A 26438-nucleotide genomic window follows, 5' to 3' on the forward strand; every position below is an offset into this window, starting at 1 on the left:
TCACCGTGAGCGGATTGAGACAGTTGGGATGGATGTGGGTGCTGGCCCTGACGTTGATGATCAGCCTACCGGCATCGGCGCAGTCCTTGACATCACTGGTGGGCGGCGGTCAGAGCAGCGAGCCGAGTGCGGCATCGGCGCCGTCTCCGCAAGAGCTGCGCACTTCCCTCGATCAGATCATCGCCACACTCGAAAACAGCGACCAGCGCCAGGCCTTGCTTGACCATCTCAAGCAATTGCGCGACGTCACCGCGGCGGATACCGAACAAGCGAGCGGTTCGGCCGGGCTATTGGGCGCACTGGCGCAATCGTTTTCATCGCTGGAGACGGACGGGCTCGACAATCCGATTCGGTACTGGTCGGCGCGGGCCAGCCAGGCGGGCGAGGATGTGTCGGGGCTGCTCGACGATCCTCGGCGGTTGCAGGGCATCCTGCTGGACCTGCTATGGGTGACGGGATTGTGGGTCGGCGTGACGTTGCTGATCGCCATGCTGTGGCGCTGGGCGGTGCGTCAGTTTGGGTTGCCCTGGCACTTGCCCGAGGATCCGACGACCTGGATGCTGATCCGCCACATCATCCGGCGCGTGGTGCCATTGGCCATCGGCTTCGCCGTCGCGCTGACGACCGTCCATCAGGTCGAATCCGCATCGGTGGGTATCGCTCTGGCCATGGTCGCGGCCTACGCCACGCTTTGCGGGGCGGTCTTCTCTTCGGTCTGTGAAATCGTCTTCTCGCTGTTCGGCAACGGCCATCGACACACGGCGCTGCGCATATTGCGCCAGCGTGGCGCCCGCTGGTTGTTCGCGCTTGGCGCGCTGGTCGCGCTGGGCGATGCCGCGCATGCCGAGGCGCTGGTAGTGCCACTGGGCGAAGGGCTGACGGCGCTCGTTGCGCTGGTTGCCAATGTCTGCGCCGCCCTGCTGCTGGGCATCTTCGTCATGGTGTTCCGGCGCCCCATCCGGCATCTGATTCGCAACCGACCCTACTCGCAGCGTCAGGAACGTCGTGCGACGACGGAACTGATCCGTGCGTTCAGCCGGATCTGGCACATCCCGATTCTGATCATGGTGGGAGTCTCGCTGATCGCGATGATCCTGTCCGCTGAGGATTCGCGCAGCGCGTTCTTCCGGGCGATCGTGACCGCGGGTCTCATGATCGCGACGCTGGTCGTCACCGGGCTGATTCATCGGCGCGGCGAGAACGCCCGGGAGAAATCCTCATCGGAGTATGCGTCACGGCTGGTGCGCTTCGGTTTCACGCTGGCCCACCTGGTGAGCTGGGTAATCTTCGCCGAACTGGCGATGCGGGTCTGGGGTTCGTCGCTCTGGGCCGTAGGCGGCTCGGCGGGTATCGGCCAGCAGATCGCCAAGGGCGTCTTCGGCCTGGGGATGACGTTCCTGGTGGCGTGGCTGGTGTGGATTCTGGCCGATACCGCGATCAAGCACGCGCTGTTGCGCAGCAGCCGCCGCCATGGTCGTCGGGCCAATGCCAGTGCCCGCGCCCAGACCATCACGCCGCTGTTGCGCAACACCGTCTTCGTGACCATCGCGGTGATCGCTTTCATCATTGCACTGGCGAACCTGGGCGTGAACGTGACGCCGCTGCTGGCGGGTGCCGGTGTCATCGGTCTGGCAGTCGGTTTCGGCGCCCAGACGCTGGTCCAGGATCTCATTACCGGGCTGTTCATCCTCATCGAGGACTCCCTGGCGATCGACGACTTCGTCAACCTGGGATCGCACATGGGTACGGTCGAGGCGCTGAGTATCCGTACCGTCAAATTGCGCGACCTGGACGGTATCGTGCATATCATTCCGTTCAGCCAGATCCAGGGAATTCAGAACTACTCCCGGGAATTCGGTATCGCGTTGATGCGAATCCGTATCGCCCATCACATGAAGATCGACGAGGCGATCGAGATCGTGCGCGGGATCGCCGAGGACCTGCGCAACGACCCGATGATGCGCCACTACATCTGGTCCGCGCTGGAGGTCCAGGGGATCGAGAGCTTCGATGCCGGCGCGGCCATCCTGCGGGTTCGCATGCGTACGGCGCCGATCATGCAGTGGGACGTGGCGCGTGCCTTCAATTTGCGTCTCAAGCAGCGCTTCGACGAGCAGGGCATCGACCTGGCCATGCCGCGAATGAGCGTGGTGATGGAACAGGCGCCGGTGGCTGCCGGCAGCACCGGGCCGCGAGAATCGGTGACGGCACCGGGCGCGCCGGATCCGCAATGACCGGTGGGCCAGACAGCCCGAGGCAGATAGTTCAAGACAGACAGTCCGGCAGCCGTTCATAGCGATTGGCCGTACGGCGGGCTAGCGCAGCACCCACTCCCGGAAGGCGCGCATCGGTTCGGTCAGGTGCCGGTGTTCGGGCGTGAAGAGAGAGAGGCGGCCGCGGCTGGGCAAGGTTTGCGGCAGTGCCTGGACCAGGGTTCCCTGATCCAGCTCGGCCGCCAGCAGCCGCATCCAGCCCAGCGTGATGCCTTGGCCCGCCAGTGTCGCGTTCATCAACAACTGGAAGCTGTTGGCCCGCAGCGTGTGAACGGGCGGCTGCCACGCCAGGCCGAGTTCCCGGAACCAGAGCTCCCAGGTCAGCCAGTCGTGATAGTGATCCTCGACCACCATCAGCGTGTGCCGGGTGAGCAGCGCCGCCGGGTCCAGGATCTGTCCATGGCGTTCCAGATAGACCGGGCTGCAGACGGCGGCGACGCTCTCCTGCTCGAAGATGGCATCGGCGTAAACCCCGGGCGGGTCCACCTCGTTGTGCACGTGGTAGTAGATACCGAGGTCGAACTCCGCCAGATCCAGCCGGTGCGGGTCCTCGACGGTCAGGATGCGAATTTCGATATCGGGATGGGCGCGCTGGAAGTCGGGCAACTGACGCGCCAGCCAGATCGAGGCGATGGTCGGGCTGGACGCCAGGGTCAGCTGGCGATCGTCGCCACGCCGGCGCAGGCGGGCCGTTTCGTCACGCAGATCACGCAGCAGCCGCTGAACGACGCGAAAGTAGTGTTCACCCGCCGGGGTCAAACGCAGCCCGTCGTAGTGGCGCTCGAAGAGCGGTCTGCCGAGGTCGCTCTCCAGGCGCTTGATCTGCCGGCTGACGGCGCTCTGGGTCAGGTGCAGTTCGCTGCCGGCCTGGGTGAAGCTGCCATGGCGCGCGGCCGCTTCGAAAGCGCGAAGGCAGGAGAGTGGCGGGAGGGGATCACGCGAGGGCATGCAGGCATCCGGAGCCATGGGATCACGGCTCCGGAGCATAACACGGGAGGCTCCGATACCGGCCTCCGCGGGGCCTTTCACCGTCAGATCGCCGCCCGCGGAATCTCCCGCGTCCAGGACTTCTCGCTGACCAGCGTCTCGCCCTCGTGGGCGATCTGCTCGGCGCTGAGATAGAACGTCTGTTCGTCGCAGTGCAGGTGATAGCGACTGGTCACTTCCACCGCGAACTGCGCTTCTTTATCGCCATGGCCTTCGTCGCGGCTGGCGCGGTAGACCCACTCGATATCGGCACGGGTCCGCGTGGCGTCCACCGGATGGCTTACGTAAACCTCTTTCGCCTTCTGCTCGACGCGCAGGCCGTGATCGGCGAAGCGGATATCGCCCATGTCGTCCTCGACGGTCACCGTGACCTCGCCGCTGCCGACATCCTCGCTGATGGTGCGCTTGGGCTGACCGGCACGCAGAGTGTCGACCCTGCAGGGCGTGGCGCTCTCCGGCGGCTCGAACGGCATGGGTACGTATTCCGCCTTGCAGATCGGCAGCGACAGCGTCGGCGTGCCGGCCTTGAGGATGAGGTCGGCGCGTTTCTTCGGCGACCACACCAGCGGAAAGCTGGCACTGGAGAGCGCCACGCGCAGGCGATGCCCCTCGGGCAGGCGGTAGCCGATCAGATCCAGCGCCACGCGTACCTCCATGGGCTCGCCCGGTACCGGCGGGGTGATCGCGCTCGGATCGTCTCGCAAGTTGAGGTTGAGCGTGGCGTAGCTGATCAGCGCGCTCTCGCCGCTCGGCGCCACGTCGCACAGGCGCACGTGCAACTGGCCGCAATCCTCGGCACTCGTCAGCGTGGCGGTGAGTGTGGGCTGGCCGAGGATATCGAGACCGTAGAGATAGGGCTCGGAGTCGAAGGTCAGCGCCAGGCCGTCGTCGCGGCGCTGATCGGGCGGGAAGTCCGCGCCGAACCACAGCGGAATGTATTCTCCCTGCAGCGAGCCGGCGGTGAGCGGGGAGGCGATCGCGCGGTCCTGGCTCAATCGGCCGTTCGGCGTCAGACCGGTGTCGCCTAGCGCAAGCGACCACTCTTCGACCTCATCCGCCGGCGCGGGCCAGCCATGGGTGTGAACCCACCGGCCGGGGCGCTCCAGATACCTGGGCGCCGGCGGCACGCCATCCTGCAGGTAGAAGGTGCACTCGGGCTCGTCCATGATTCCGGTGTCGATGTCCTTGAGCCAGTAGTCCCACCAGCGCAGCGCCTCCTGCAGGAAGCCGATGGCGGGATCGGGAATCGCGAAGTGCGGGTACTTGTGCATCCACGGCCCCAGCAGCGCCTTTTTCGGGCAGGAGAGATTCTCCATCATCCGCGGGATCGTATTGATGTACGAATCCCCCCAGCCGCTGATCATGTAGACCGCAGCCTCGATATCTTCGTAGCTCTCGCAGATCGAACCATGACGCCAATAGTCGTCGCGATGCTGATGCTCGAGCCAGGTTTCCGCCAGCAGCGGCATGTTGTCGAGCCGGTGCTTCCACATCTCGCGCCAGCGTTCGCCCACCAGCGCCGGGTCGGGCACGGCGGCGGAAAAGCTCAGCATGGTCGCCGCCCAGCCGAGATTCTCGAGCAGCATGTTGCCGCCCTTGTAGTGGATGTCGTCGGCGTAGCGGTCGTCGGTGGAGCACAGCGTGATGATCGCCTTGAGCGGTTCGGGGCGCAGCGCCGCCACCTGCAGGCCGTTGAAGCCGCCCCAGGAGATGCCCATCATGCCGAGCTTGCCGTTGCACCAGGGCTGGCTGGCGATCCAGTCGATCACTTCCAGCGCGTCGGCCTGCTCCTGCGGGGCGTACTCGTCGAGCATCAGTCCGTCGGATTCACCGTTGCCGCGCATGTCGACGCGCACGCAGGCGTAGCCGTGACCGGCAAAATAGGGATGGGTCAGCTCGTCGCGCACTGCCGTGCCATCCCGCTTGCGGTAGGGCAGGTATTCGAGGATCGCCGGCACCGGAGTCGCTTCGGCATTCTCGGGTAACCAGATTCTGGCGGCCAGGCGGGTGCCGTCGGTCAGCACGATCCATTGGTTCTCGATTTCACGCACGCGGTGCGGAAAGTCCTGTTTGATCTTCATGCGTCATCCTTGGCTGCGCGGGAGGAAGTTGAGCGTGTCGGCACGGCATCCAGCCGTTCGGGATGCTTGAGCCAGACCCACAGCGAGCCGGTGGCCAGCAGCACGATCAGCATGGCGGGCAACCCGCCCAGGTTGGAGAGCATCTTGATACCGTCGATGCCGACGAAGCTGACCATCACCCAGGAGACCATGCCGACGATCACGCCCCAGATCACCTTCATCGGCACGCCGGCATTGAGATCGGAGTCCGCCGTCAGGCCGCGAGTGCAGAGGTTGCCGATGGCGTCGGTCTGCGAATCCGCCGCGGTGACGTAGGAGATGTAGGCGATGAACAGCAGCAGCGGAATCCACACCTCGGAGAACGGCAACTGGCGGAACAGCTCGTAGAGCACGTTTTCGACGCCGCGATCGTTGAGTACGGCATAGAGATCGGCGCCGGTAGTGTCGGCGTGAGCCTGAAAGTAGAGCGCGGTACCGGAGAAGATCAGTATCCACACGCTGGCGAACAGCGCCGGGTAGAGCAGATTGACGCGCAGGAACTCGCGCACGGTGTAACCCCGCGAGATCTTGCCCAGGAATAGCGCCGCCACCGGCGCCCAGGCGAACCAGACCGCCCAGTAGAAGATCGACCACCACTGCGGCCACGGATCGTTCCCAGCAGCACCGGTGAACAGGCTTTTGGTGAAGAAGTTGTCGAGATAGACACCGAACGATTCGACGCCCAGCGCCAGGCAGAACACCGTCGGCCCGACGATGAACATGAACACGCCGAGAATCGCGAGCAGAATGGCGTTCAGCGACGACAGCCGGGCGATCCCCTTATGCAGGCCGCTGGCGGCGGACAGCACGAAGGTCACCACGATGATGGCGATGATCACGCCGAGTCGCAGCGGGCTGGTCTCGCCGCCGAGATATTGACCCGCGCCGCCGGCCAGGGTCAGTGCGCCGGTCCCCAGCGACGAGGCCATGCCGGCCACCAGCGCATAAAGCGAGATGGCGTCGATCAGACCGCCGAAGCGCTTTACCCTGGGGCCGAAGATCGGCTCCAGCATGCTCGAGATCGAGAAGCGCAGGCGCAGGTTATAGAAGGCCAGCGCGAAGATCAGCGCCGGGACGGCGTAGATCGCGTAGGGCGTGAACGACCAGTGCAGGAACATGGTCGACATCGCGAACAGCATGGCATCGCCGGACCCGGCTTCGAGCCCGGCGGACTCGGGCGGGCCCATGAAGTGGTAGAGCGGCTCGGCGGTGGTCCAGAACAGCACGCCCACGGCCAGGGTGGTACACAGCGTGATCGAGAACCAGCGCAGGCGGGAGAGTAACGGCGTGGCATCCCGGCCGCCGATACGAATGCGCCCGACCGGCGAAAAATAGACGACGACGGCCATGATCAGCAGGTAGAGGCTGCCCAGGCTGAATAGCCATGAAAAGTTGGTCAGAACGGCGTCGTTGAGCGCGCTGGCAGTGGCCAGAAACGCATCCAGATCGACATAGCTGGCGATCACCGCGGCCAGCAGTATCAGAAAGGTCGGCCAGAATACCAGCGGCCGGAGTGAAGTTTGCATTCCCGTCTCCCGTTATCGTTATCGTAGGCGCCGATGCGCAGCGCTCATGGCGGTATAACCTAACGTCCTTCGTACCTGCTTGGGCAAACGGCTTCTGGGAATGAGGGTATGCGTCCAGTGCATGGCTGGGCTGACATGATTGGCCGCATGGCTCGGCGCTGGCGCCATCCGTGTAGAATGGCGCGCAATGCCACGAGAGGAGGCGAGATGGAGCCTGAAGACCTCAAGAAGCTGGTCACCCGCAAGATGCCGTTCGGCAAGTACGAAGGGTGGTTGATCGCCGATCTCCCCGGCCCCTATCTCAACTGGTTCGCCCGCGAAGGCTTTCCCGATGGCGAGATCGGGCGCCTGCTGGCGCTGATGCAGGAGATCGATCACAACGGCTTGAGCCCGCTACTCGAGCCGTTGCGCTGAAGAGCCCGGGGCAGGACGTGTGCCCGCACAGCCAGGTACCGTCGGCCGGTCGCTAGCTCATCCAGCGTCCGGCGACATGCGCGGTAATCAACCCGACCACGACGGCCAGAACGAGCCAGCCCCGGCGGCGCCAGCGTGTCTGGTGATTTCCCAGCGCCATTTCCAGCTGCCGCGCCAGCAGTTCATGGCGAACCACGATGCGTTGCGGCAAGACGGAAAAATCGTTGGCGGCGTCTCCCTGCCAGTGGGGCGCATGGGTCATGCCCAGGCCCGCCCGCAGCCTGCCGAGATCGCCCAGCAGGTCATGGAGGTCGTCGTAGGCTTCCCGATGTGTCGCCTCTCCCAGCGCGCTCAGCGCATCCGCTTTCAGGGTACGGTTGTTGCAGCGCTGCGCGGCGCGAATGATGGTATCGGCAGGGGCGTCCTTGCTGACGCCGAGGCGGCGATAGAGATCTCGCATATCGTGTTGGACCGTCCTCGTCAGGGAATCGTCGTTGGAGCGTCGTCAGGGAGTCGTCGTTGGAGCGTCGTCAGGGAGTCGTCGTTGGAGCGTCATCGTTAAAGGGTCGTCATCAGATAGTCGTAGGCGTTCTTGATGCGCTGGAAGCGCTGCGAGGCCAGCGAGATGCGCAGCTCGCTCTGGCCATGAAAGCGATCGGGATGATGGCGCTGCGCCAGGCGACGATAGGCTCGCTTGATCTCGGTGGGCGACGCGTTCTCGTCGAGTTCCAGCACTTGTAGCGCCAGGCGGATCCGATAATGGGGTCGCGCCGCTCCTGCGGTCTGCTGCTGTTGTTTCTGTTCCTGTTGTTTCTGTTCTTGTTGCTGCTGGCGCCATCGTTCCCGCCGGTAGGCCTCCTCCCGCTCCGCCTGTTCCCGGCGCCGGCTTTCGGCCTCGCGCTCCTGCTCCTGGCGCCTGGTCTCTTCCTCGCGCGCTTGTCGTTGACGTTCCTGCGCTTGACGCGCTTCCGCCTGATGTCGGCTCTTGGCCTGGCGACGCAGGCGGATTCGTTCCTGGCGCAGCTGTCGCCGCTGCGCCCGGGCCGCGCTGGAGCGTAGCCACCAGCGTCGCCAGCAACGAATCTTCGGCGCGAGCTCGGCGGCGGCTTTGCCATCGTTGTTTCCGTCGGCTTCGCTTATGTCCCTGTCGGCTCTGTTTGTCTCCTGATCCGCCGCCGCTTCGGGATTGTCCTCCCGATGCCAATAAGCCAGGCGGCTGGGGTCGTCCGGTGCCTTCAGCGGACGCCCCGTCACCTCGCGAAACAGACGGGCGAAATCGCCCGGCGTCGCGCCGGAAAGATCGGCGAGAAAGCGCAGGATGTGATGATTTCGCAGGCTCGGTTCGCCCTCGCTGGTGGCGAGGCCGATCGCACGGCGCAGAAAGGGGTGCGACTGCTCATCGACGTGTTCGCGCAGCACGACTTCGGCCGCCAGCTGGATGGCCGTCAGATCGGTCCGGGCGATCGTCAGCAGCGTTTCCAGATCATGGGAGTGACGAAAGCCGTTGGCCAGCGCTTCGAGATAACGCTGGTCCTCGGCAAGCACGACGCGCTTGTTGACGTATACCCACGTCAGCAGCAACAGGGATGCAGTATCGGGCGGATAACGACTTTTCAGCAGCAGGAGCTCGAAAGCGGAAAAGCGCGCGGGGGCCATCGACGAATCCAGGCGGAGAAAGGGTTGTTGTCATTTGTTGGACCCGAGTATACCCAAACTCGATGACGAGTCGTCACCGTTGCGCTTTTCCTTCTTCGCGTCTGCTTCTGCGCCTTCTCTTATCGCTTCTTCTGCCTGCTGCTGCTTCCCGGGCTAGCGGGCGTCAACGCGTTGTCGCCATGCCCGAGGTCCTGTTCAGGTTCTCCGGGCCGAAGGAGTCGGGCAGCAGTTCGTCCATGGTGTAGTGCTTGAGCGGAGCGCCTTCGCCGTCGAGCACGATGATTTCGGTTTCCGGCGTGGCGAATTCGCGGATTCGCTGGCGGCAGTCGCCGCAGGGCGTACAGAGATGTTCGCCGGGGCCGATGACGTAGATCGTGCGGATCTGTCGTTCCCCGCTGGAGACCAGGCCGGCAATGGCGCTGGCCTCGGCGCAGAGTCCCTTGTAGTTGGCGCTTTCGACGTTGCAGCCGGCGTAGGTCTTGCCGCTCTCGCTGATCAGCACGGCGCCGACGGGATGGTCGGAGTAGGGCACGTAGGCGTGATCGCGGACGTTCAGTGCCGTCTGGCGGATCTCGTCGGGAACCCGGATATCGTTCGTCGTCTTGCTCATCGTTTCGCTTCCTCGTCGTCGCGCAACAGACCTTCCAGTGTGATCTCCATCATCTCGGAAAAGCCGGTCTGCCGGGCCTGGGAGTCGAGCGCTTCCCCCTTGAGAATATGGTCGGAAACGGTGCAGACCGTCAGCGCGCGGGCACCGAATTCGGCGGCAACGCCGTACAGGCCGGCGGCTTCCATCTCGACGCCGAGAATGCCGTGGCGCTTCATGCTCTGGAAGAATTCGATGTCCGGGGTGTAGAACAGATCGGCGGAGAAAAGATTGCCGACCTTGACCTTCGTACCGCGTTCACGCGCCGCCTCGACGGCATGACGGGTCAGGTCGAAATCGGCGATGGCGGCGAAGTCGTGGCCGTTGAATCGCGCCCGGTTGACGCCGGAATCGGTGCACGCTCCCATGCCGATGACGATGTCGTTGACCGCGACGTCGTCGCGTACCGCGCCGCAGGAACCGACCCGCACCAGCCGCTCGACGCCGTACTCGGTGATCAGCTCCTTGGCGTAGATCGACAGCGACGGAATCCCCATGCCGCTGCCCATCACCGAGATCTTGCGCCCCCGGTAGGTGCCGGTGAAGCCGAGCATGTTGCGCACGCGATTGACGCACCGGGCATCTTCGAGAAACGTCTCGGCGATGAACTGGGCACGCAGCGGATCGCCGGGCATCAGTACGGTATCGGCGAAGTCGCCCGGCTGGGCTTCGATATGGGGAGTGGGCATCTCACGGGTCTCCGTTGTCGGGGGTGTCTTTCAGCAGGGACCGTCCGTATTCCATCGGCGACAGGCCGAGATACTCGGCCAGCGTCTGGCCAATGTCGGCATAGGTCTCGCGGCGGCCGTAGCTGCCGGGCGCCAGCACGTCGCCGGCGATCAGAACGGGCACCTGCTCGCGGGTGTGATCGGTGCCGCTCCAGGTCGGGTCGTTGCCGTGGTCGGCGGTCAGGATCAACAGGTCGCCGGGTTCCAGCTTCGCGATGATCTCCGGCAGGCGGCGGTCGAACGCTTCCAGCGCACTGGCGTAGCCTTCCGGGTCGCGGCGGTGACCGTAGAGGGTGTCGAAGTCGACGAAGTTGGTCATTACCAGTGTCTGTTTATTCGCCACTGAACGCTCGGCGGCCTCGTCGATGGCAGATAGCGTGGCGTCGAACAGGGCATCGTGACCGTGGGCCTTGATCACTTTCGAGATGCCACAGTGGGCGTAGATGTCGCCGATCTTGCCCACGCCGAGCACCTTGCCGCCGTCGTCATGCAGCTTCTGCAACACGGTGGGCGTCGGCGGCTCGATGGCATAGTCGCGGCGGTTGCCGGTACGTTCGAAGGTCTCGGGGGTCTCGCCAACGAAGGGGCGGGCGATGACACGGCCGATGTTGTAGGGCATCAGCAGTTCGCGGGCGATCTCGCAGAGCCGATAGAGGCGGTCGAGGCCGAAATGGGTCTCGTGGGCGGCGATCTGGAAGACCGAGTCCGCCGAGGTGTAGACGATCGGCTTGCCGCTCTTGATATGCGCCTCGCCCAGCGCTTCGAGGATCGGCATGCCTGACGCCTGGCAGTTGCCGAGCACGCCGGGCAGGTCGGCGCGCTCGATCAATGCTTCCAGCAGGTCGGATGGAAAGCTGTTCTCGCGTTCGTGGAAGTAGCCCCATTCGAACAGCGCCGGGACGCCGGCGATCTCCCAGTGGCCGGAGGGCGTGTCCTTGCCGGAGGAGATCTCGCTGGCGCAGGCGTAAGCCCCTTCGACGACCTCGGGAACGTCGACGCCTGTCGCCCAGTCGCCGGTGCTCAGGTGGTGGGCGTGATAGAGCCCGAGACGAGCCAGGTTGGGTAGTTGGAGCGGGCGGCCGGCATCGGCGCGATAGCGGGCGATATGGCCGAGCGTGTCCGAGCCGGCATCGCTCGAGCTGGCATCGCCATAGTCGGCGGCGTCCGGCGCGTTGCCGATGCCGAAGGAATCGAGAACCAGCAAAATGGCGCGTTTCATGTCGTTTCTCCCGTGCATGTCGCGTTCTTGTCCGTCTCTCGTCTCGGTCATGCCGACTGGCCTTCGCGCAGGGTGGCATGGACCAGCGGCGGGATGGCGACGTCGTCCGTCTCGCTCAAGGTGAAGGCGGCACGCAGACGCTGGGTGACGGATTCGGCATCGGCCCGGTCGGCGGCGTGGATGCGCAGCAATGGCTGGCCCGGTTCGACTCGCTGGCCGAGCGCTGCGATGTGCGACAGGCCGACCCGATGATCGATGGCATCGCCCGCGTTGCGCCGGCCGCCGCCCAGTTCGACCACGCCGAGACCGAGCGAACGCGTGTCGATGGCGCTGATGCATCCCGCCCGGTCGGCGTCGAGATCGATGGTGATCGGCGCGGTGGCGAGGTGGTCTTCGGGGCGTTCCGCCAGATCGGCGGGGCCGCCGAGCCCGTGGACCATGCGCGAGAAGCGCTCCAGCGCCTCGCCGGAATCGAGCGCGCGGTCGAGGCGGGCTTCGGCGTCTTCGGCATCGCTGGCGATGCCGGATTGAAGCAGCATCTCCGCCGCCAGCGGTCGGGTGACCCGGTAGAGGCGACTATCCCTGCCTTCGCCACGCTCTTCATTGCGTCCGTCGCCACGCCCTTCATTGCGTCCGTCGCCACGCAATAGCCGCAGCGCCTCGAAGACTTCCAGCGAATTGCCGGCGCAGTCGGCCAGCGGCTGGTTCATGTCGGTCAGAAGCACGCTGGTCTTGGTACCCGCGCCGCAGCCGATGGCGACGATCGCCTCGGCGAGTTCGCGGGAGGCTTCCTCGGTGGGCATGAAGGCGCCACTGCCGACCTTGACGTCCATCACCAGCGTCTCGAGGCCGCAGGCCAGCTTCTTGCCCAGGATCGAGGCGACGATCAGCGGGATCGACTCCACCGTGGCAGTGACGTCGCGCACGCCATAGAGGCGCTTGTCGGCCGGCGCCAGCGATCCGGTCTGGCCGATGATCGCGACGCCGACGTCTTTCACCAGGCGGCGGAAGGTCTCGTCGCTGGGGGTGACGTCGTAGCCGGGGATCGACTCGAGCTTGTCCAGCGTGCCACCGGTGTGGCCCAGGCCGCGCCCGGAGACCATCGGCACGTGACCGCCGCAGGCGGCGACCCACGGCCCCAGCACCAGCGACACCAGATCGCCGACGCCGCCGGTGGAGTGCTTGTCGAGTACCGGGCCGGCAAGATCGAGATCGTCCCAGCGCATGACCTGGCCGGAATCCCGAATCGACTCCGTCAATGCGACGGCCTCGTCCCGGTTCATGCCGTTGAGATAGACGGCCATGGCGAAGGCGCCGATCTGCGCATCGCCGATACTGCCGTCGGCGATGCCCCGCATGACCAGATCGAGCATCTGGCGATTGAGCGTCTGACCATCGCGTTTACGACGAATGATTTCCTGGGTCAGCATGATATGGGTCCGCAGTGATGGGCGGGTTTCTCGGTAACCGCGGCTGATCAATAACTACTGTCGATCAGTAACCGCTGGTAGTCGTCGGTCGGCTGTCGTCATCGGAGAGCGTGGCGAGCAGCGCATCCAGCAACCCCGAAGCGCCGAAGCGGAAGTGAGACGGCGTGAGCCAGGCCTCGCCCATGATACCGGCGGCCAGGTCCAGATAGGCCTTGGCATCCTCGGCGGAGCGAATGCCGCCGGCCGCCTTGAAACCCACGTCGCGACCGCTGTCGCGAATGGCGGTCAGCAGAATCTCGGCGGCCTCGAGCGTTGCGTTGACCGGCACCTTGCCGGTGGAGGTCTTGAGGAAGTCCGCGCCGCAGGCGAGGGCGATATCCGCGGCCTGGCGGATCAGCGCAGGATCCTTGAGTTCGCCGGTTTCCAGAATCACCTTGAGCAGGCAATCGCCGCAGGCCTCACGGCAAGCCGTCACCAGCGCCCGGCCGGCATCGGCGTCACCGCCGATCAAGGCCTTGTAGGGAAAGACCACGTCGACTTCGTCGGCGCCGGCCGCTACGGCTGCGCGGGTTTCGCGGGAGGCGCGCTCGACGTTGACGCAGCCGTCCGGGAAGTTGGTGACGGTGGCGATCCGCACGCGTTCACGCATGCCCATGTCGACCAGTTCACGGTTCGCCGTCTCGATGAAGGCGGGGTAGATGCAGACCGCGGCCGGGGCGCCGTACGGCGTATCGGTGCGGCGGCACAGCGCCCGGATGGCGGCGTCGTCATCGCCGTCGTTGAGCGAGGTGAGGTCCATCATGGCCAGCGCCTGGCTGGCGGCGTGCTTGAGGCTGTTCATCTTCTTGTCTCCATGTTCGGCGTGGTCACGACGGCCTCCTGCCGTTTCCGTGTTCTGGCTCGCGCAAGGATCCGGCAGTACTTCCGCGAGTCTGCCGGATTTTCATGACGATCCTGTCCAGAGCGGTCCTGTCCAGAGCGATTCTGTCCAAAGCAGTTCTGGGTCAGGCGGTGCCGGCCAGCGAGAGGAAGATCCCCGCCAGGGTGGCGGACATCAGATTGGATAGCGTGCCGGCGAGTACGGCCTTGAGACCGTAGCGGGCGATCTCTGGGCGGCGGCTGGGCGCCAGCGTGCCAAGACCGCCGAGCAGGATCGCGATCGAGGACAGGTTGGCGAACCCGCACAGCGCGAACGACAGGATCGCGGCGGTGTGGGCGGACATTGCCTGCCCGGTCGACTCCACGATGGTGTCGCCGCTGATGTACGGGGCCAGATTGATGTAGGCCACGAATTCGTTGACCACCAGCTTCTGGCCGATGAACGAGCCGGCCAGCATCGCCTCGTTCCAGGGGATGCCGAGCACGAACGCCAGCGGCGAGAACAGCCAGCCGAGGATCATCGACAGACTCAGCGAGTCCATGCCGAACCAGCCGCCGATGCCGCCCAGGATGCCGTCGATCATTGCGATCAGGCCGATGAAGGCAAGCAGCATGGCGCCCACGTTGGCGGCCAGCATCAAACCGGATGACGCGCCGGCAGCGGCCGCGTCGAGTACGTTGGCCGGCTTGTCCTCGGCTTCCAGGATCTCCTTGGCCTGCTCGGTGCGGTCGTCGGGTTTCTCGGTTTCCGGCATCAGGATCTTGGCGAACAGCAGGCCGCCCGGGGCCGCCATGAAGGACGCGGCGATCAGATACTCCATCGGGATGCCGAGTTCGGCGTAACCGGCGAGCACGGAACCGGCAACGGAGGCGAGCCCGCCACACATGACGGCGAACAGCTCGGACTTGGTCATGCTGGCCAGGAACGGTCTCACCACCAGCGGTGCCTCGGTCTGGCCGACGAAGATGTTGGCGGTAGCGGAGAGCGATTCGGTGCGCGAGGTGCCCAGCACTTTCTGCAACGCGCCACCCAGGATCCGCACGACCCACTGCATGATGCCCAGGTAGTAGAGCACGGCCGTCAGCGACGAGAAGAAGATGATGATCGGCAGGACCTTGACGGCGAAGACGAAGCCGACGTTGGCCGGGTCGGCGAGGTTGCCGAACAGGAAGCCGATACCGTCGTTGGCGTAGTTGATGACCTGGCTGACGGCGCTGGAAACGGAGCCCAGCACGGCCTGGCCGAACGGTACATAGAGCACGAAAGCGCCGATGCCGGCCTGAATGGCGAAGGCGCCGATGACGGTGCGCAGGCTGATTGCCTTGCGGTTGCTCGAAAAGATCAGCGCGATCAGCAGCAGCACGATGACGCCGACCAGACCCATGAGGAGTGTCATGTTGTTGTCCTTGGTGTTGGCCTTGATGAGTCGAAAATGCATGCCAGGACGTGCCGGAGCCAATGAAACGGACACGATGTCATGCCGACCGTTTCATGCCGCTCGCTCACGCATTGGTCAATGCCTTTTCTTGAGAGGTTTTTAACATTTTTTGGTTTTGCTCGTCACTTATTGTTTTTATCCTCACAAGCTCATAGAGTAGTTTCAGGCGAGGCAGAGGCCCATATATAGTGCTTTCGGCTCGATCTGGCGATGTTCGGGTCATGCGTTCGCTTTCTCTCTAACCGCCTCGATCACAGGCCAGACGAGAAAATAGTCACAAAATCAGCATCAAAACGCCATAACAACAAAGTGGGGGATGGCATGGTAGAAGGACTCGCACAGCCGGCATCGGCTGAACGGTGGGCAGGCAAGGGATCTCGTCTTCTGGCGCTGTCGGTCTCGTTGGGATTGGGATCGATGACACTGGCGGCCGCGCCGGTCTGGGCTGCGGACGATCAGGGCGATGCGCCGGTCATCGAACAGGAAACGCCGGACGAAGGGCCGATGTCGGAAGGCCAGACGGCCGACGGACCCTATCTCTCCGACTGGTATCACCAGAACGTCACGGTCATCGGCAGCAAGAACATTCGCTTCGGCCCGCAGCAGGTCGACGATATCTATCTGGAATACGAATTCTTCGGTCGCAAGGGGCCGCTGGATCTCTACGGCTATATCGATTTTCCCAAGTTCTTCGGCACCGGTAACGCCGCGGACAGCGGTATCTTCGACAAGGGCTCGCCGGTTTTCATGGAGCTGGAACCGCGCCTGTCGATCGACGACATGACCGGCCAGGATCTGAGCTTCGGCCCGTTCAAGGAGTGGTTCGTCGCCTTCGACTATATCTTCGACTGGGGCCACAACACCGAGAACCGCCAGAACACGCTCTACGCCGGTCTGGGAACCGATATCGAAACCGGCTCGCCGCTGGGGCTCTCGTTCAATTTCTACAAGCGCCGCCAGTGGGAGAACTATGGCGCCGCGAACGAGAATTCCTGGGACGGTTACCGCGCACAGCTGAACTACTCCTATCCGCTGGGTAGCTTCGATAATGGCGCGTCGCTGGTCTACGTCGGGTTCACCAACCACGACTTCGGTTCGGATCTGGGCGATAACGACCCGACGCGTACCAACGAGTCGACCGTGGCGACCAACGTGCTGTTGTACCAGTTCACGCACCTGCGCTTCATGGCGGTGGCGCGTTACTTCCATAACGGCGGACAGTGGAACGACGGCGAGATGGCGCCGTTTCCCAACAGCCATGGCGACAGTTTCGAACTGCGCTCCACCGGCTGGGGCTACTATTTCGGTGTCGGCTGGCAGTTCTGACGCGACAGCGATGGATGTCATCGACGAGGAGCCTTCGGGCTCCTCGTTGCGTTGCGTTTCAAGTAGAGATCGGGGATAAGATCTGACCCTCAGAAGGCAGGATCGGGAGAATGTCATGAATGGCCGCAGCGCCGTACGGCTCGAGAGACTTCGTGAAGCGATCAGGCGCAACGGCACCTTGCCGTTGGCCGAGGCGGCGGCGCTGTGCGACGTCTCCGAGATGACGGTGCGACGGGACATTGCCGCCAGCAACGGCGCGATCGTCTCCTTCGGCGGCCATCTGGTCATGGCCGACAACCCCCAGTTTGCCGCCGCCTACAATCTCGATGCGCAGAGGGATCAGTACGCGAAGGCCAAGCAGCGCCTGTGCGAGGCGGTCGCGTCGAGGATCGAGGACGGCGATACCGTGTTCGTCGACTGCGGCACCACGCTGATGCCGTTCTGCACGCTGCTGCCGCGGGAGATGAACGTCACCATCGTCACCTACGCGCTCAACGTCGCCAACGCCTTCAGCCAGCGCGATATGCCCAACATGCGGCTCGTGGTGCTCGGCGGGCTCTACTACGCCTCTTCGGACTCCTTCGGCGGGCAGGATGTCACCACCGCGATTCGCCGGCTGGGCATCAACAAGGCGCTCATTTCCGCCGCCGGCGTACATGCCGAGAAAGGGGCGAGCTGCTTCCATTTTCACGAGGTGGCGCCCAAGCAGGCCGCCATCGAACACGCGGAACGACGCATCCTGGTCGCCGACGAGAGCAAGCTCGATGTCATGCGCGCGGCGTTCTTCGCCGACCTTGCCGACTTCGACACACTACTGACCAGCGGCGATCCGGGCCGGGCGTGGCGGGATCGGATGAAGGAAAGCGACGCCGCGAAAGTCGAAGTGGTGTGACGGTTCCTGCCTTTCGTAGGCTTTTGTCGCATTTTTATCCTGTCATGAGCAGGAGGTATTCGGCTCGTCCGGCGGTTAGGATGGCTGGACTTCCTACTTTCCGCACAGGTGACCGAACCGATGTCCTCTCCATCAACGTCTTCCTCTTCAACGCCTCTCCAGAATCAACCCGCGCCGTCTCCCCAAAGCCAACTCGCGTCGCTCGAAGCCCCCGCTGACGCTGCCTACTATCCCGCGGCCATCGTCGGCTTCGATGCCGATGGGGCAGGCCGCTACGCGCTGCGTTCTCCCGCCACCGGCGAGGTGATCGCCGAGGTCGCCGATTGCGGCGTCGAGCAGGCGAAACTGGCCGCCGACAACGCCCAGCGCGGTTTCGAATCCTGGCGCAAGACCACCGCATTCGAGCGTGCGGCGCTGCTCAAGGCGTGGCACCAGGCGATGCTGGAGGCGAAGGAAGTCCTTGCCGTGACCATGGCGCGGGAGATGGGCAAGCCGATCCGCGAGGCGCGGGGCGAAGTCGACTACGCCGCCAGCTTTCTGGAGTGGTACGCCGAGCAGGCCAAGCGCATCGACGGCGACATCCTGCCTGCCCAGCATCCGGACAAGCGACTTGCCGTGCTGCGTCAGCCGGTCGGTCCGGTGCTCGCGATCACGCCGTGGAACTTCCCGGCGGCGATGATCACCCGCAAGGTGGCGCCGGGGCTGGCGGCCGGCTGCTCGGTGATCGTCAAGCCGGCGGAACAGACGCCGATCACGGCGCTCATGCTGGCCCGGCTGTGGCAGCAGGCTGGCGGGCCGGCGGAGGTCTTCCAGGTGATTACCGCGGAGCGTCCGGCCGCGGTCAGCGACGAGCTGATGGAGGATCGTCGCATCCGCAAGGTGACCTTCACCGGCAGCACGCCGGTCGGCAAGCACCTCTACGCCAAATCCGCCGCCACCATGAAGCGGATGTCGCTGGAGCTGGGCGGCCATGCCCCGTTTCTGGTCTTCGACGATGCCGACATCGACGCCGCCGTGGCCGAAGTGATGGCAAGCAAGTTTCGCAATGGCGGCCAGACCTGCGTCTGCGCCAACCGCATCTACGTGCAGCGCGGCATTCTCGAAACCTTCTCCGCGCGCCTGACCGCCGCGGTGGACGAGCTGCGCGTCGGGCAGCCGGAAGACGAGTCGACCCAGATCGGCCCGCTGGTCAGCCAGGCCGGGCGCGACAAGGCGCAATCCCACATCGACGATGCGCTGTCCAAGGGCGCCAGGCGCCTGACCGCCGCGCGCGATGTCGACGGCTTCTTCGTTGCGCCGACGGTGCTGGCGGATGTCACCGACGACATGCGGATCATGCAGGAAGAGACCTTCGGCCCGGTCGCGCCATTGATCGCCTTCGACAGCGAAGAAGAGGCGATCGCGGCGGCCAACGCCACGCCGTTCGGGCTCGCCGCCTATCTCTGGACCCGCAATCTCGGGCGCGCGGCACGCGTCTCCGAGGCGCTGGACTACGGCATCGTCGGGGTCAACGATGGCGCGCCGTCCGTACCGCAGGCGCCGTTCGGCGGCGTCAAGGACAGCGGCCTCGGCCGCGAGGGCGGCCGCTACGGCATCGACGAATATCTCGACCTCAAGTTCGTCTCGACGCGACTGGGCGGCTGATGGCGATGGGGGATGAGGACGCCGCCGCAGCGCGGCTGCCGGCCGAGCTCGATCTCGCCACCGCGCTGCGCGAGACCAACCTGCGCCAGGCCCGCGTGGTGGCCGGCGAGCGTTCGCTGGGCCGGCCGCTGCGTTGGGTGCACATGGTGGATCATCCCGACATCATCGCCTGGGTGCGCGAAGGCCAGCTGCTGCTGACCACCGGCTATCACTGGCCCGACGAGCCGGAGGCCGAGCGCGCCCTGATCGAGGCGCTGGTCGACAAGGGCTTGGCCGGCGTGGCGCTGGCGGTACCGCGGTTTCTTACCGCTTTCCCTGAAACCAGCCGTCGCGTGGCGGCATCGCTCGACTTCCCGCTGCTGGAGATTCCCTGGGACGTTCCGTTCAGCCAGATCACCGAGGAGGTGCACGCCTGGCTGATCGCGCGGCAGGGCCAGTTGATCGCACGGGCGGAACGCATTCACCGCGATCTCACCCGCTCGGCGTTGACGGCGCGTAGCTTGGGCGATATCGCCACGGCCTTGAGCCTGCTGCTCGAGCGGGATGTGTTCTTCACCGGGCTGGACGGCGAATGGCTGGGCGGCAGCGCCGAGCTTGAGACGATGCGCCTGCCCACGCCGACCATGCTGACCGAGGCCCAGTTTCTGGCCGAGGCCACGGCTCGCTCCTTCGGCGAGGAGGCCGGGTGCCGGATGCTGGCCTGCCCGGTACGAATTCGGGAGGCGCCGGCGGCCACGCTGTGGATCGATGAAACGGTCTCTCATGTCAGCGAGCTCGAACGCCGGGCGGCGGAGCAGGCGGCGCTGATCTCCGCGCTACATCTGTCGCACCAGCGGGCGCTGCAGGCGCAGGAGACCCGGCTGGGCTACGCCTTCGTCGACTCGCTGCTCGAAGGACGCTTCGAAGCCACGCCGGCAGCGCTGGAGCGGGCGTCGTTGCAGGGGTGGGAGCCCCATGGCGCGTATCACGTCTGCGCGATCCTGCTCAACGAACCGGTGCCGCTGACCCGCGAGGGGCTGCTGCGGCGGGAGCGCTGGGAGCGCCGGCTGGGCGATCGTCTCGAAGCGCTCGGCCTGCCACGGTTGATCTCCGTCTCCCTCAACCAGCTGTTGTTCCTGGTTCGCGCCGATATCTCGACCGAGGCGCTATGGCGCGAGTTGAGCGACGGCGAGGCCGCCCTGGCGATCAGCCGCGAGGCGAGAGGGGCGGCAGCCATCGCCCGGGGAGCGGGCGACGTGGCGCGGCTGCTGCCTTCGCTCAAGGCCGGCGAACGGCGGGATTTCGAGACGCTGCTGTTCACCCGCTTGCTGGAAGGCGACAGCGAAGCGCGGCAACTGTTTCTGGCGCGCATCTCGCAAGCGCTGGGCGAAGGGGCACGTCGTCACAACGCCTTCGAGACGCTCTCGGCGCTGGCCGCAAGCGGCTTCCAGCTGGCGCAGACCGCGCGGGCGCTCGACATTCATATCAGTACCTTGCGCTATCGCATCGAGCGGTTGGAAACGGCACTGGGCATGAACCTGAACGACGCCGATATCCGACTGCAGCTGCAGGTGGCGATGCGGCTGCTCAATGGCGATGCCGATTGACGACCGATCATCTCGATACGCTTTCACGAACGTACCCGACATTCAATCAGAGAGACGACCATGCAACTGACGGATTTCACTACCCTGACCTTCGATGTCTACGGCACCCTGATCGACTGGGAGAGCGGCATGGTGGCCGGGCTGCAGCCGCTGCTGCAGCGTACCGAACTGGGCCTGAGCCGCGACCAGATTCTCGAGGCGCACGCCCGGCACGAGTCCACCCAGCAGCGCTACACCCCGCATCTGCAGTACCGGCTGCTGCTGGCGGTGGTCTACAAGCGTCTGGCGGAGGAGTGGGGCGTGACGGTGACGCACGACGAATGCCTGGCCTACGGCGACTTCGTCAAGCAGTGGCCGGCCTTCGCCGATACCGCCGAGGCGCTGGCCTACCTCAAGCAGCACTACAAGCTGGTGGTGCTCTCCAACGTCGACAACGAAAGCTTCGCCTACAGCCAGCGCAAGCTCGGCGTCGAGTTCGACGCGGTCTACACCGCCGAGGATATCGGCTCCTACAAGCCGTCGCCGCGCAATTTCGACTACATGCTGGAGAAGCTCGGCGAGCGCGGCATCGACAAGTCGCAGATCCTGCACACCGCCGAGAGCATGTTCCACGATCACCAGCCCGCCAACCGTCACGGCCTCGCCAACTGCTGGATCTATCGCCGCCACGACAAGCAAGGCTTCGGCGCGACGATGAACCCCGGCGACATGCCCACGGTCGACTTCCGCTTCAACAGCATGGCGGAGTTGGCCGAGGCGCACCGGGCGTTGACGAGATAAGCGTTCATCGGCGCGCAGCGGGGTGCCCGACGCAGAACAGCGCAATGGATCGGAATGGCGTAGGAAGTCGGAGAGCGGTCTGCATGATGTCATCGTCGTAGCCCATGACCACGACGCTACCGAGTTCCTGCTCGGTGGCCGATAGATGGAGATTCTGGATCACGGCGCCGGCTTCGAAGTCGATATAGCGTACGCCACGTAGACCATCCGGCTGCTGGTCGGCGAAATGATCGATGGCGATTTGGCGGTCGGCGGCGACGACGATCACGGCGGGGGAGTCTTCCAGCCAGGTATCGTCTGCCAGAGACGCCGACAACAGCGTGCCCGAACGAATGCCATGCAGGCGTTGCCAGGTCGCTTCGTAGATAGCCCCGGTTTCATACAAGCCGGGTTCGAGCCCTTCGATTCGTCGGGCGATGACGAACGTTTTCAGGGGATATAACGCGTGCGCCGACGGAGCGGTACGCTTGCCATCGGAATGGGTGCTGCCTTGGGCCGCAAACAGCAGACGCTCCAAGTTGCCGACGGAGAGCGGATGATCATCGAATCGTCGGCAACTCCGACGTTGTTTCAGCAGTTGTTCCAGTGCGCTAATTCTATCTCGGCTAATGGCGGTCCTTGGTTGTCAAAGGCAATAATTAGCCAAAGCGTTGTTTCTTGAGTTCTGCCCAGTTGGCTTCTGGAGGCCGTCGACCATGACGTCCACGATATTGCGCAGGTTGCGGTGAACGCCAACCGGCAAGACGTGATTCGTCCACGGCAAACACCTCAACGCCCAAAGGGTTGCAGGTCTCGAGTGGATCACGTGCATCAGGCCCCCATAGATCCATGGAAAGATCGCCGCCGGGGCAGCAGGACATCGCGCACAGCAGATCGATTTCGGCGAAGAATTCCAGATAGTCGCCTTTGCGTGCTGGACTGGCCTTCATGAAGTATTGATCTTCATCATTCAGTCCAGTGCATTGGAAGATATTGAGTACATCGTGCACGTCGAACTCGGTCAGTCCCCACGGTTCCACCGCTCTCACCAGATTAGAATGACAATGGAAATCGAAGTCCTCGCCTGTCAATAGGTTGTTGACGTAAGGATCACAGCGTGTGCCCAAGAGGTCATGGACACGCCCGCTTTCCGTATCGGCGCCATAATCGGCCAGGGTATCATCGATGATGGTCGCCATCGGTCGCAGGTAAGGCAATGTCGACCACAATCGGTCGTAGGTGCTGACATGTGCCCTCTGTAGCTGGCGGGTACGCGATGCCCACATGCGCTCGCGCGGGTTGTGCAGATTCCACATATTGAAGTCGCCTACCTGGGAACCTTCAATGACCATGACCCGAAACACATGTCCAGCCGGCACTGTCCAGGCCAGCCCATCACGTAGTGGCACCGTGTGGGAAGCTACCAGTTCCCGTTTGCCATGTGCCTGGGTCAGGCGATCGTAGAAGCTTTTATCCACATCGAGGATGGAACCTGGTTTGGCCTGGTAGGCGGCAGATACATTACTCATGATTTTCTCCTTTCAACTGAGTCGCAGGCTGGGCGCTTGACTCGTTCGTATCCGTGTCACGTTGCCATACGCTCATTAATCCATCGAAACACTCACGCTCCCTGCGGTTATCACTCAACAGGCTGACGACTACCACCGCTAGCAGGGACGACAGGAACCCCGGCACCACTTCGAACATATCGAAAATGCCAGCTGGTCCGCCGCTTAATGGCTTCCAAATGGCGACTGTCAGCGCACCGACCACCAGGCCTGCAACAGCGCCATTGCGGCTCATGTTGCGCCAGAACAGGGATAGCAGGATCACCGGACCGAATGCAGCCCCGAAGCCTCCCCAAGCGTAGGACACCAGATCTAGAATGCTGCTATCGGGGTCATTCGCCATGGCGGTTGCCAGTAGCGCGACGGCAAGCACACTCAGGCGGCTTAGCCATATCAGTTCACGTTGGCTAGCCGCAGGTCTCAGGAAGCCACGGTAAATGTCTTCCGCCAGAGTGCTGGAGCAGACGAGTAACTGGGAGTCGACGGTACTCATGATGGCTGCCAGAACCCCGGCCAGCACAAATCCCGCTACCCATGGATTGAGCATGACGTTGGAGAGCAGAATGAAGACACGCTCACTGTTCTCCAGCCCACCGTTGAACCAGTAATAACCCAACGCACCAACTGCCACCGCTGAACCCATGGTGATGGTTGACCAGATCATGGCGATACGCCGCGAGATCTTGACATCCTCGCGGCGTCGCAAAGCCATAAAGCGCACCACGACATGTGGCTGGCCACAATAGCCAATGGCCCAGCCGGAGAGCGATAACATGCCGACGACAGTCATACCTTCCATCAGGCCACTCAGGGGGGCGATATCCGCGGCACTGCTGCTTTCCGCGAAGCTGCCACCGTTGATGAGCGCCAGTAGAGTCATGATCGCTACTACCAGCAAAGCGGCTGCCATCATTAGTCCTTGGACCAGGTCAGTCCAGGACGCGGCTAGAAAGCCACCAAGGAAGGTGTAGGAAACGATGACAGCGGCTCCAACCCACAAGGCGACCAGGTAATCGACATGGAACAGACTTTCGAACAGCACTGCACCGCCGACTAGGCCGGCAGAGACATAGAAGGTGAAGAACACCAGCATCACGATGGATGATACCGTGCGTAGAATTCTCTGGCGGTCGACAAAACGCGCCTCGAAGTAGTCAGGCACCGTCAAGGCATTGCCCGCCGCCTCGGTGAAGACTCGCAAGCGTGCGGCAATCAATGACCAGTTTAAATATACGCCGACCAGCGTCCATACCGCCATCCAGGCCTGTGACAGCCCTCCGGAGAAAATCGCTCCCGGAAGCCCCATCAAGGCCCAACCGCTCAGGTCCGACGCTCCTGCGCTCAAAGCCGCTACTCCGGCGGGCAGGTTGCGCCCACCCAAAATGTAGTCGGAAAGATCACGTGTCGAAAGATAGAAGTAGATTCCGATACCCAGCATTAATACCAGGTATATGGCGAAGGAAATCACTACCGATGTACTCATGGAACACCCTTGACATGCATGTTGTTCTTGGGCATGGCCGGAGCCACGACGCTATGCTTGGCAGAGCCAGTCTATGCATGATAAATAATCAATAAAATTGATAAATTTTCTCAGAAGGCATGATATATATTCACATATGGCCGAACCTACCCTATCCGCCCTTAAGGCATTCGAGGTCGTTGCACGTACCGGTAGTCTACGGGCAGCAGCCGAGGCCCTGCATATCACCCAGTCTGCTGTCAGTCATCAACTGCGACGACTCGAGATTTCACTAGAAGTGTCCCTATTGCAGCGCCATGGGCGCGGCGTGCGCCTGACCGCTACAGGCCGCAAATTGGCGGGAGAATTGCTGGAAGGGTTTTCACGTATCGATGCCGCTGTCTCAGCGGTAAAGCAAGTGGAGGGACCGGAGCAGTTACGCATCAGTTGCCTGCCTTCAGTGGCAATACGCTGGCTAATACCCCGACTGAACCGTTTCCGTAAGCGCTATCCACATATCAGCCTCAATTTCCAATATGCAGGCACCATGCGGGGAGAGCTGCCGCCTCCGGAAATCGACGTAATGATTACTTGGCAGGACGATAGATCTCTCCGCGAAGCCCCATGCCTGCCATTATTTTCTGGTGCTACCTGGCCTGTTGCTAGTCCTCTCTATCTTGATGGTCTCAGCCCTCACCGCTACAGCACACCAGCCCACCTTTTGCAGTTGGAGCTGCTGCACGATGAGTCCTATAGACCTTGGCGAGAATGGTTCAAGAAACATGGACTACATCCGAGTACTTTGAGCGAGGGAACGCTATACCAAGACTTCAATCTGATGGGAGCCGCCGCCATTGCGGGACAAGGTATCGCTCTGTGTCCCACACGGCTGATCGAGACGGAGCTAACCGAGGGCACCCTGGTGAAGCTTTTCAATACACCTGCCAATGAGAACCGTACCTATGACTTGTTTCACCACCCCTCGCCGGAGGGTTCGGTTGTTGCATTCTGCGAATGGTTGCAGGAAGAAGCGAATGCCGAGAAGTAAGTTAAGAGCCAAGTGAGGGCGACGTGGCTGCTGTGTTTACAATGTTTCTCCCGGTGGTTGGTTGCATCCGATGGTTCGACCACAAGTTGCAGTAGGCTTGATGGCGAAAATATTCGATCATGTTCGGACATCGCTCAATCGTCTTCCTCCCCAGCATCTCAGGAATCGTCATGGAAATGCTACACGGCCTGATCGTCATCACTTTCGTGCATCTGCTGGCGGCCGCCTCGCCGGGACCGGACTTCGTGCTGGTCACCCAGCAGACGCTGAATCACGGCAAGCGCATCGGCCTCCTGTGCAGCCTGGGTATCGCGCTGGGGCTGTCGATTCACATCGTCTACTCCGCGTTCGGGCTGGCGGCGGTGATCGCCAACTCCGCCGAGGCGTTGTGGGCGATCAAGCTGATCGGCGGCGCGTATCTGCTCTATCTGGGGATTTCGGGATTGCGCTCGCGCCCGGCATCGACCGACACGGCGGCGGTGACGCCGAAGGTGGCACCGCCTCGCTCGGCGCTGCGCACCGTCGGCATGGGATTTCTCTGCAACGCGCTCAATCCCAAGGCGCCGATCTACTTCGTCTCGCTGTTCACCATCGTGTTGTCGCCGTCGATGCCGCTCTACCAGATCGCCATCTACGGCGCCTGGATCATGCTGATCCAGCTGGGGTGGTTCTCGGCGGTGGCGCTGCTGCTCTCCACGCCCCCGATCCACCGCGCGTTCAAGCGCTTCAGCCACTGGATCGACCGGGTGCTGGGCCTGGCGATGGTGGCGTTGGGGATCAAGGTGTTGACGACGCGGGTGTGAGTCGGGAACGCCGACAGACGACTACGCTCGCCG

The 26438-nt window shown here is 63.5% G+C and carries 23 protein-coding genes; 9 read left to right on the plus strand and 14 right to left on the minus strand.

The window, feature by feature from the left end; genetic code table 11:
- Positions 1-5: 5 nt before the first annotated feature.
- Positions 6-2234 (plus strand): mechanosensitive ion channel domain-containing protein, encoded by a 2229-nt coding sequence (locus tag R5R73_RS05285; protein ID WP_322529039.1) that lies wholly within the window; start codon positions 6-8, stop codon positions 2232-2234.
- An 81-nt stretch (positions 2235-2315) separates the two neighbouring features.
- Here R5R73_RS05285 and R5R73_RS05290 read toward each other — a convergent pair whose 3' ends face one another.
- From R5R73_RS05290 to R5R73_RS05300, 3 genes are all read right to left on the minus strand, one after another.
- The gene (locus R5R73_RS05290; RefSeq protein ID WP_071230610.1) at positions 2316-3221 is read right to left on the minus strand and encodes a LysR substrate-binding domain-containing protein; all 906 of its coding nucleotides are present in this window, start codon (positions 3219-3221) and stop codon (positions 2316-2318) included.
- Positions 3222-3304: 83 nt separating this feature from the next.
- Entirely contained in the window at positions 3305-5341 is a 2037-nt protein-coding gene (locus R5R73_RS05295) for a CocE/NonD family hydrolase (RefSeq protein WP_322529040.1), read from the minus strand.
- The gene (locus R5R73_RS05300) at positions 5338-6906 is read right to left on the minus strand and encodes a BCCT family transporter (RefSeq protein ID WP_322529041.1); all 1569 of its coding nucleotides are present in this window, start codon (positions 6904-6906) and stop codon (positions 5338-5340) included. Before R5R73_RS05300 ends, R5R73_RS05295 begins: the two co-directional genes overlap by 4 nt.
- Before the next feature lie 207 nt (positions 6907-7113).
- Here R5R73_RS05300 and R5R73_RS05305 point away from each other — a divergent pair, with 207 nt between their 5' ends.
- Positions 7114-7320, plus strand: a complete 207-nt coding sequence (locus R5R73_RS05305) for a DUF3820 family protein (RefSeq protein WP_087717737.1) — start codon at positions 7114-7116, stop codon at positions 7318-7320.
- Between the two features lie 52 nt (positions 7321-7372).
- Here R5R73_RS05305 and R5R73_RS05310 read toward each other — a convergent pair whose 3' ends face one another.
- From R5R73_RS05310 to R5R73_RS05345, 8 genes are all read right to left on the minus strand, one after another.
- Positions 7373-7780, minus strand: a complete 408-nt coding sequence (locus R5R73_RS05310; protein WP_276232333.1) for a hypothetical protein — start codon at positions 7778-7780, stop codon at positions 7373-7375.
- Between the two features lie 98 nt (positions 7781-7878).
- Positions 7879-8976 (minus strand): J domain-containing protein, encoded by a 1098-nt coding sequence (locus tag R5R73_RS05315; RefSeq protein ID WP_322529042.1) that lies wholly within the window; start codon positions 8974-8976, stop codon positions 7879-7881.
- 163 nt (positions 8977-9139) lie between these two features.
- Complete coding sequence (locus tag R5R73_RS05320) at positions 9140-9586, minus strand: cytidine deaminase (RefSeq protein ID WP_071230558.1); 447 nt, start codon at positions 9584-9586, stop codon at positions 9140-9142.
- Positions 9583-10311: a purine-nucleoside phosphorylase gene (gene deoD / locus R5R73_RS05325; RefSeq protein WP_322529043.1), complete on the minus strand. Its 729-nt coding sequence runs from the start codon at positions 10309-10311 to the stop codon at positions 9583-9585. The genes R5R73_RS05320 and deoD overlap by 4 nt, the downstream gene beginning before the upstream one ends.
- 1 nt (position 10312) lies before the next feature.
- On the minus strand, positions 10313-11569 hold the full coding sequence (locus tag R5R73_RS05330) for a phosphopentomutase (protein WP_071230560.1): 1257 nt from the start codon (positions 11567-11569) through the stop codon (positions 10313-10315).
- A 47-nt stretch (positions 11570-11616) separates the two neighbouring features.
- Positions 11617-12999 carry a thymidine phosphorylase gene (locus tag R5R73_RS05335; protein WP_322529044.1) on the minus strand — a complete coding sequence of 461 codons (1383 nt, stop codon included), beginning with the start codon at positions 12997-12999 and terminating at the stop codon, positions 11617-11619.
- A gap of 64 nt (positions 13000-13063) precedes the next feature.
- Positions 13064-13840, minus strand: a complete 777-nt coding sequence (gene deoC / locus R5R73_RS05340; protein ID WP_071230562.1) for a deoxyribose-phosphate aldolase — start codon at positions 13838-13840, stop codon at positions 13064-13066.
- Between the two features lie 163 nt (positions 13841-14003).
- Positions 14004-15275, minus strand: a complete 1272-nt coding sequence (locus tag R5R73_RS05345) for a NupC/NupG family nucleoside CNT transporter (RefSeq protein ID WP_071230611.1) — start codon at positions 15273-15275, stop codon at positions 14004-14006.
- Between the two features lie 459 nt (positions 15276-15734).
- Between R5R73_RS05345 and R5R73_RS05350 the strand changes: the two genes are divergently transcribed.
- The 5 genes from R5R73_RS05350 to R5R73_RS05370 all read left to right on the plus strand — a co-directional run bounded on the left by R5R73_RS05350 (position 15735) and on the right by R5R73_RS05370 (position 21545).
- On the plus strand, positions 15735-16643 hold the full coding sequence (locus R5R73_RS05350) for a nucleoside-specific channel-forming protein Tsx (protein WP_322529045.1): 909 nt from the start codon (positions 15735-15737) through the stop codon (positions 16641-16643).
- A 115-nt stretch (positions 16644-16758) separates the two neighbouring features.
- On the plus strand, positions 16759-17535 hold the full coding sequence (locus tag R5R73_RS05355) for a DeoR/GlpR family DNA-binding transcription regulator (RefSeq protein ID WP_322529046.1): 777 nt from the start codon (positions 16759-16761) through the stop codon (positions 17533-17535).
- A gap of 120 nt (positions 17536-17655) precedes the next feature.
- On the plus strand, positions 17656-19179 hold the full coding sequence (locus R5R73_RS05360) for an NAD-dependent succinate-semialdehyde dehydrogenase (protein ID WP_322529047.1): 1524 nt from the start codon (positions 17656-17658) through the stop codon (positions 19177-19179).
- Positions 19179-20765, plus strand: a complete 1587-nt coding sequence (locus R5R73_RS05365; RefSeq protein WP_322529048.1) for a PucR family transcriptional regulator — start codon at positions 19179-19181, stop codon at positions 20763-20765. The genes R5R73_RS05360 and R5R73_RS05365 overlap by 1 nt, the downstream gene beginning before the upstream one ends.
- A gap of 60 nt (positions 20766-20825) precedes the next feature.
- Positions 20826-21545, plus strand: a complete 720-nt coding sequence (locus R5R73_RS05370; RefSeq protein WP_322529049.1) for a haloacid dehalogenase type II — start codon at positions 20826-20828, stop codon at positions 21543-21545.
- 4 nt (positions 21546-21549) lie between these two features.
- Here the strand turns inward: R5R73_RS05370 and R5R73_RS05375 are convergent, their stop codons facing one another.
- From R5R73_RS05375 to putP, 3 genes are read right to left on the minus strand one after another with little or no spacing between them, the layout of a single operon-like run.
- Positions 21550-22155: a SagB/ThcOx family dehydrogenase gene (locus R5R73_RS05375; protein WP_322529564.1), complete on the minus strand. Its 606-nt coding sequence runs from the start codon at positions 22153-22155 to the stop codon at positions 21550-21552.
- A 28-nt stretch (positions 22156-22183) separates the two neighbouring features.
- Positions 22184-23053 (minus strand): urea carboxylase-associated family protein, encoded by an 870-nt coding sequence (locus tag R5R73_RS05380; RefSeq protein WP_322529050.1) that lies wholly within the window; start codon positions 23051-23053, stop codon positions 22184-22186.
- Positions 23046-24575, minus strand: coding sequence for a sodium/proline symporter PutP (putP, locus tag R5R73_RS05385; protein WP_322529051.1), 1530 nt, complete (start codon positions 24573-24575; stop codon positions 23046-23048). The genes R5R73_RS05380 and putP overlap by 8 nt, the downstream gene beginning before the upstream one ends.
- 136 nt (positions 24576-24711) lie before the next feature.
- Here putP and R5R73_RS05390 point away from each other — a divergent pair, with 136 nt between their 5' ends.
- Positions 24712-25602, plus strand: coding sequence for a LysR substrate-binding domain-containing protein (locus R5R73_RS05390; RefSeq protein WP_322529052.1), 891 nt, complete (start codon positions 24712-24714; stop codon positions 25600-25602).
- A 170-nt stretch (positions 25603-25772) separates the two neighbouring features.
- Entirely contained in the window at positions 25773-26405 is a 633-nt protein-coding gene (locus R5R73_RS05395) for a LysE family translocator (RefSeq protein WP_322529053.1), read from the plus strand.
- Positions 26406-26438: the final 33 nt, after the last annotated feature.

Source organism: Salinicola sp. LHM (genome assembly GCF_034479735.1).
Classification (GTDB): Bacteria; Pseudomonadota; Gammaproteobacteria; order Pseudomonadales; family Halomonadaceae; genus Salinicola; species Salinicola salarius.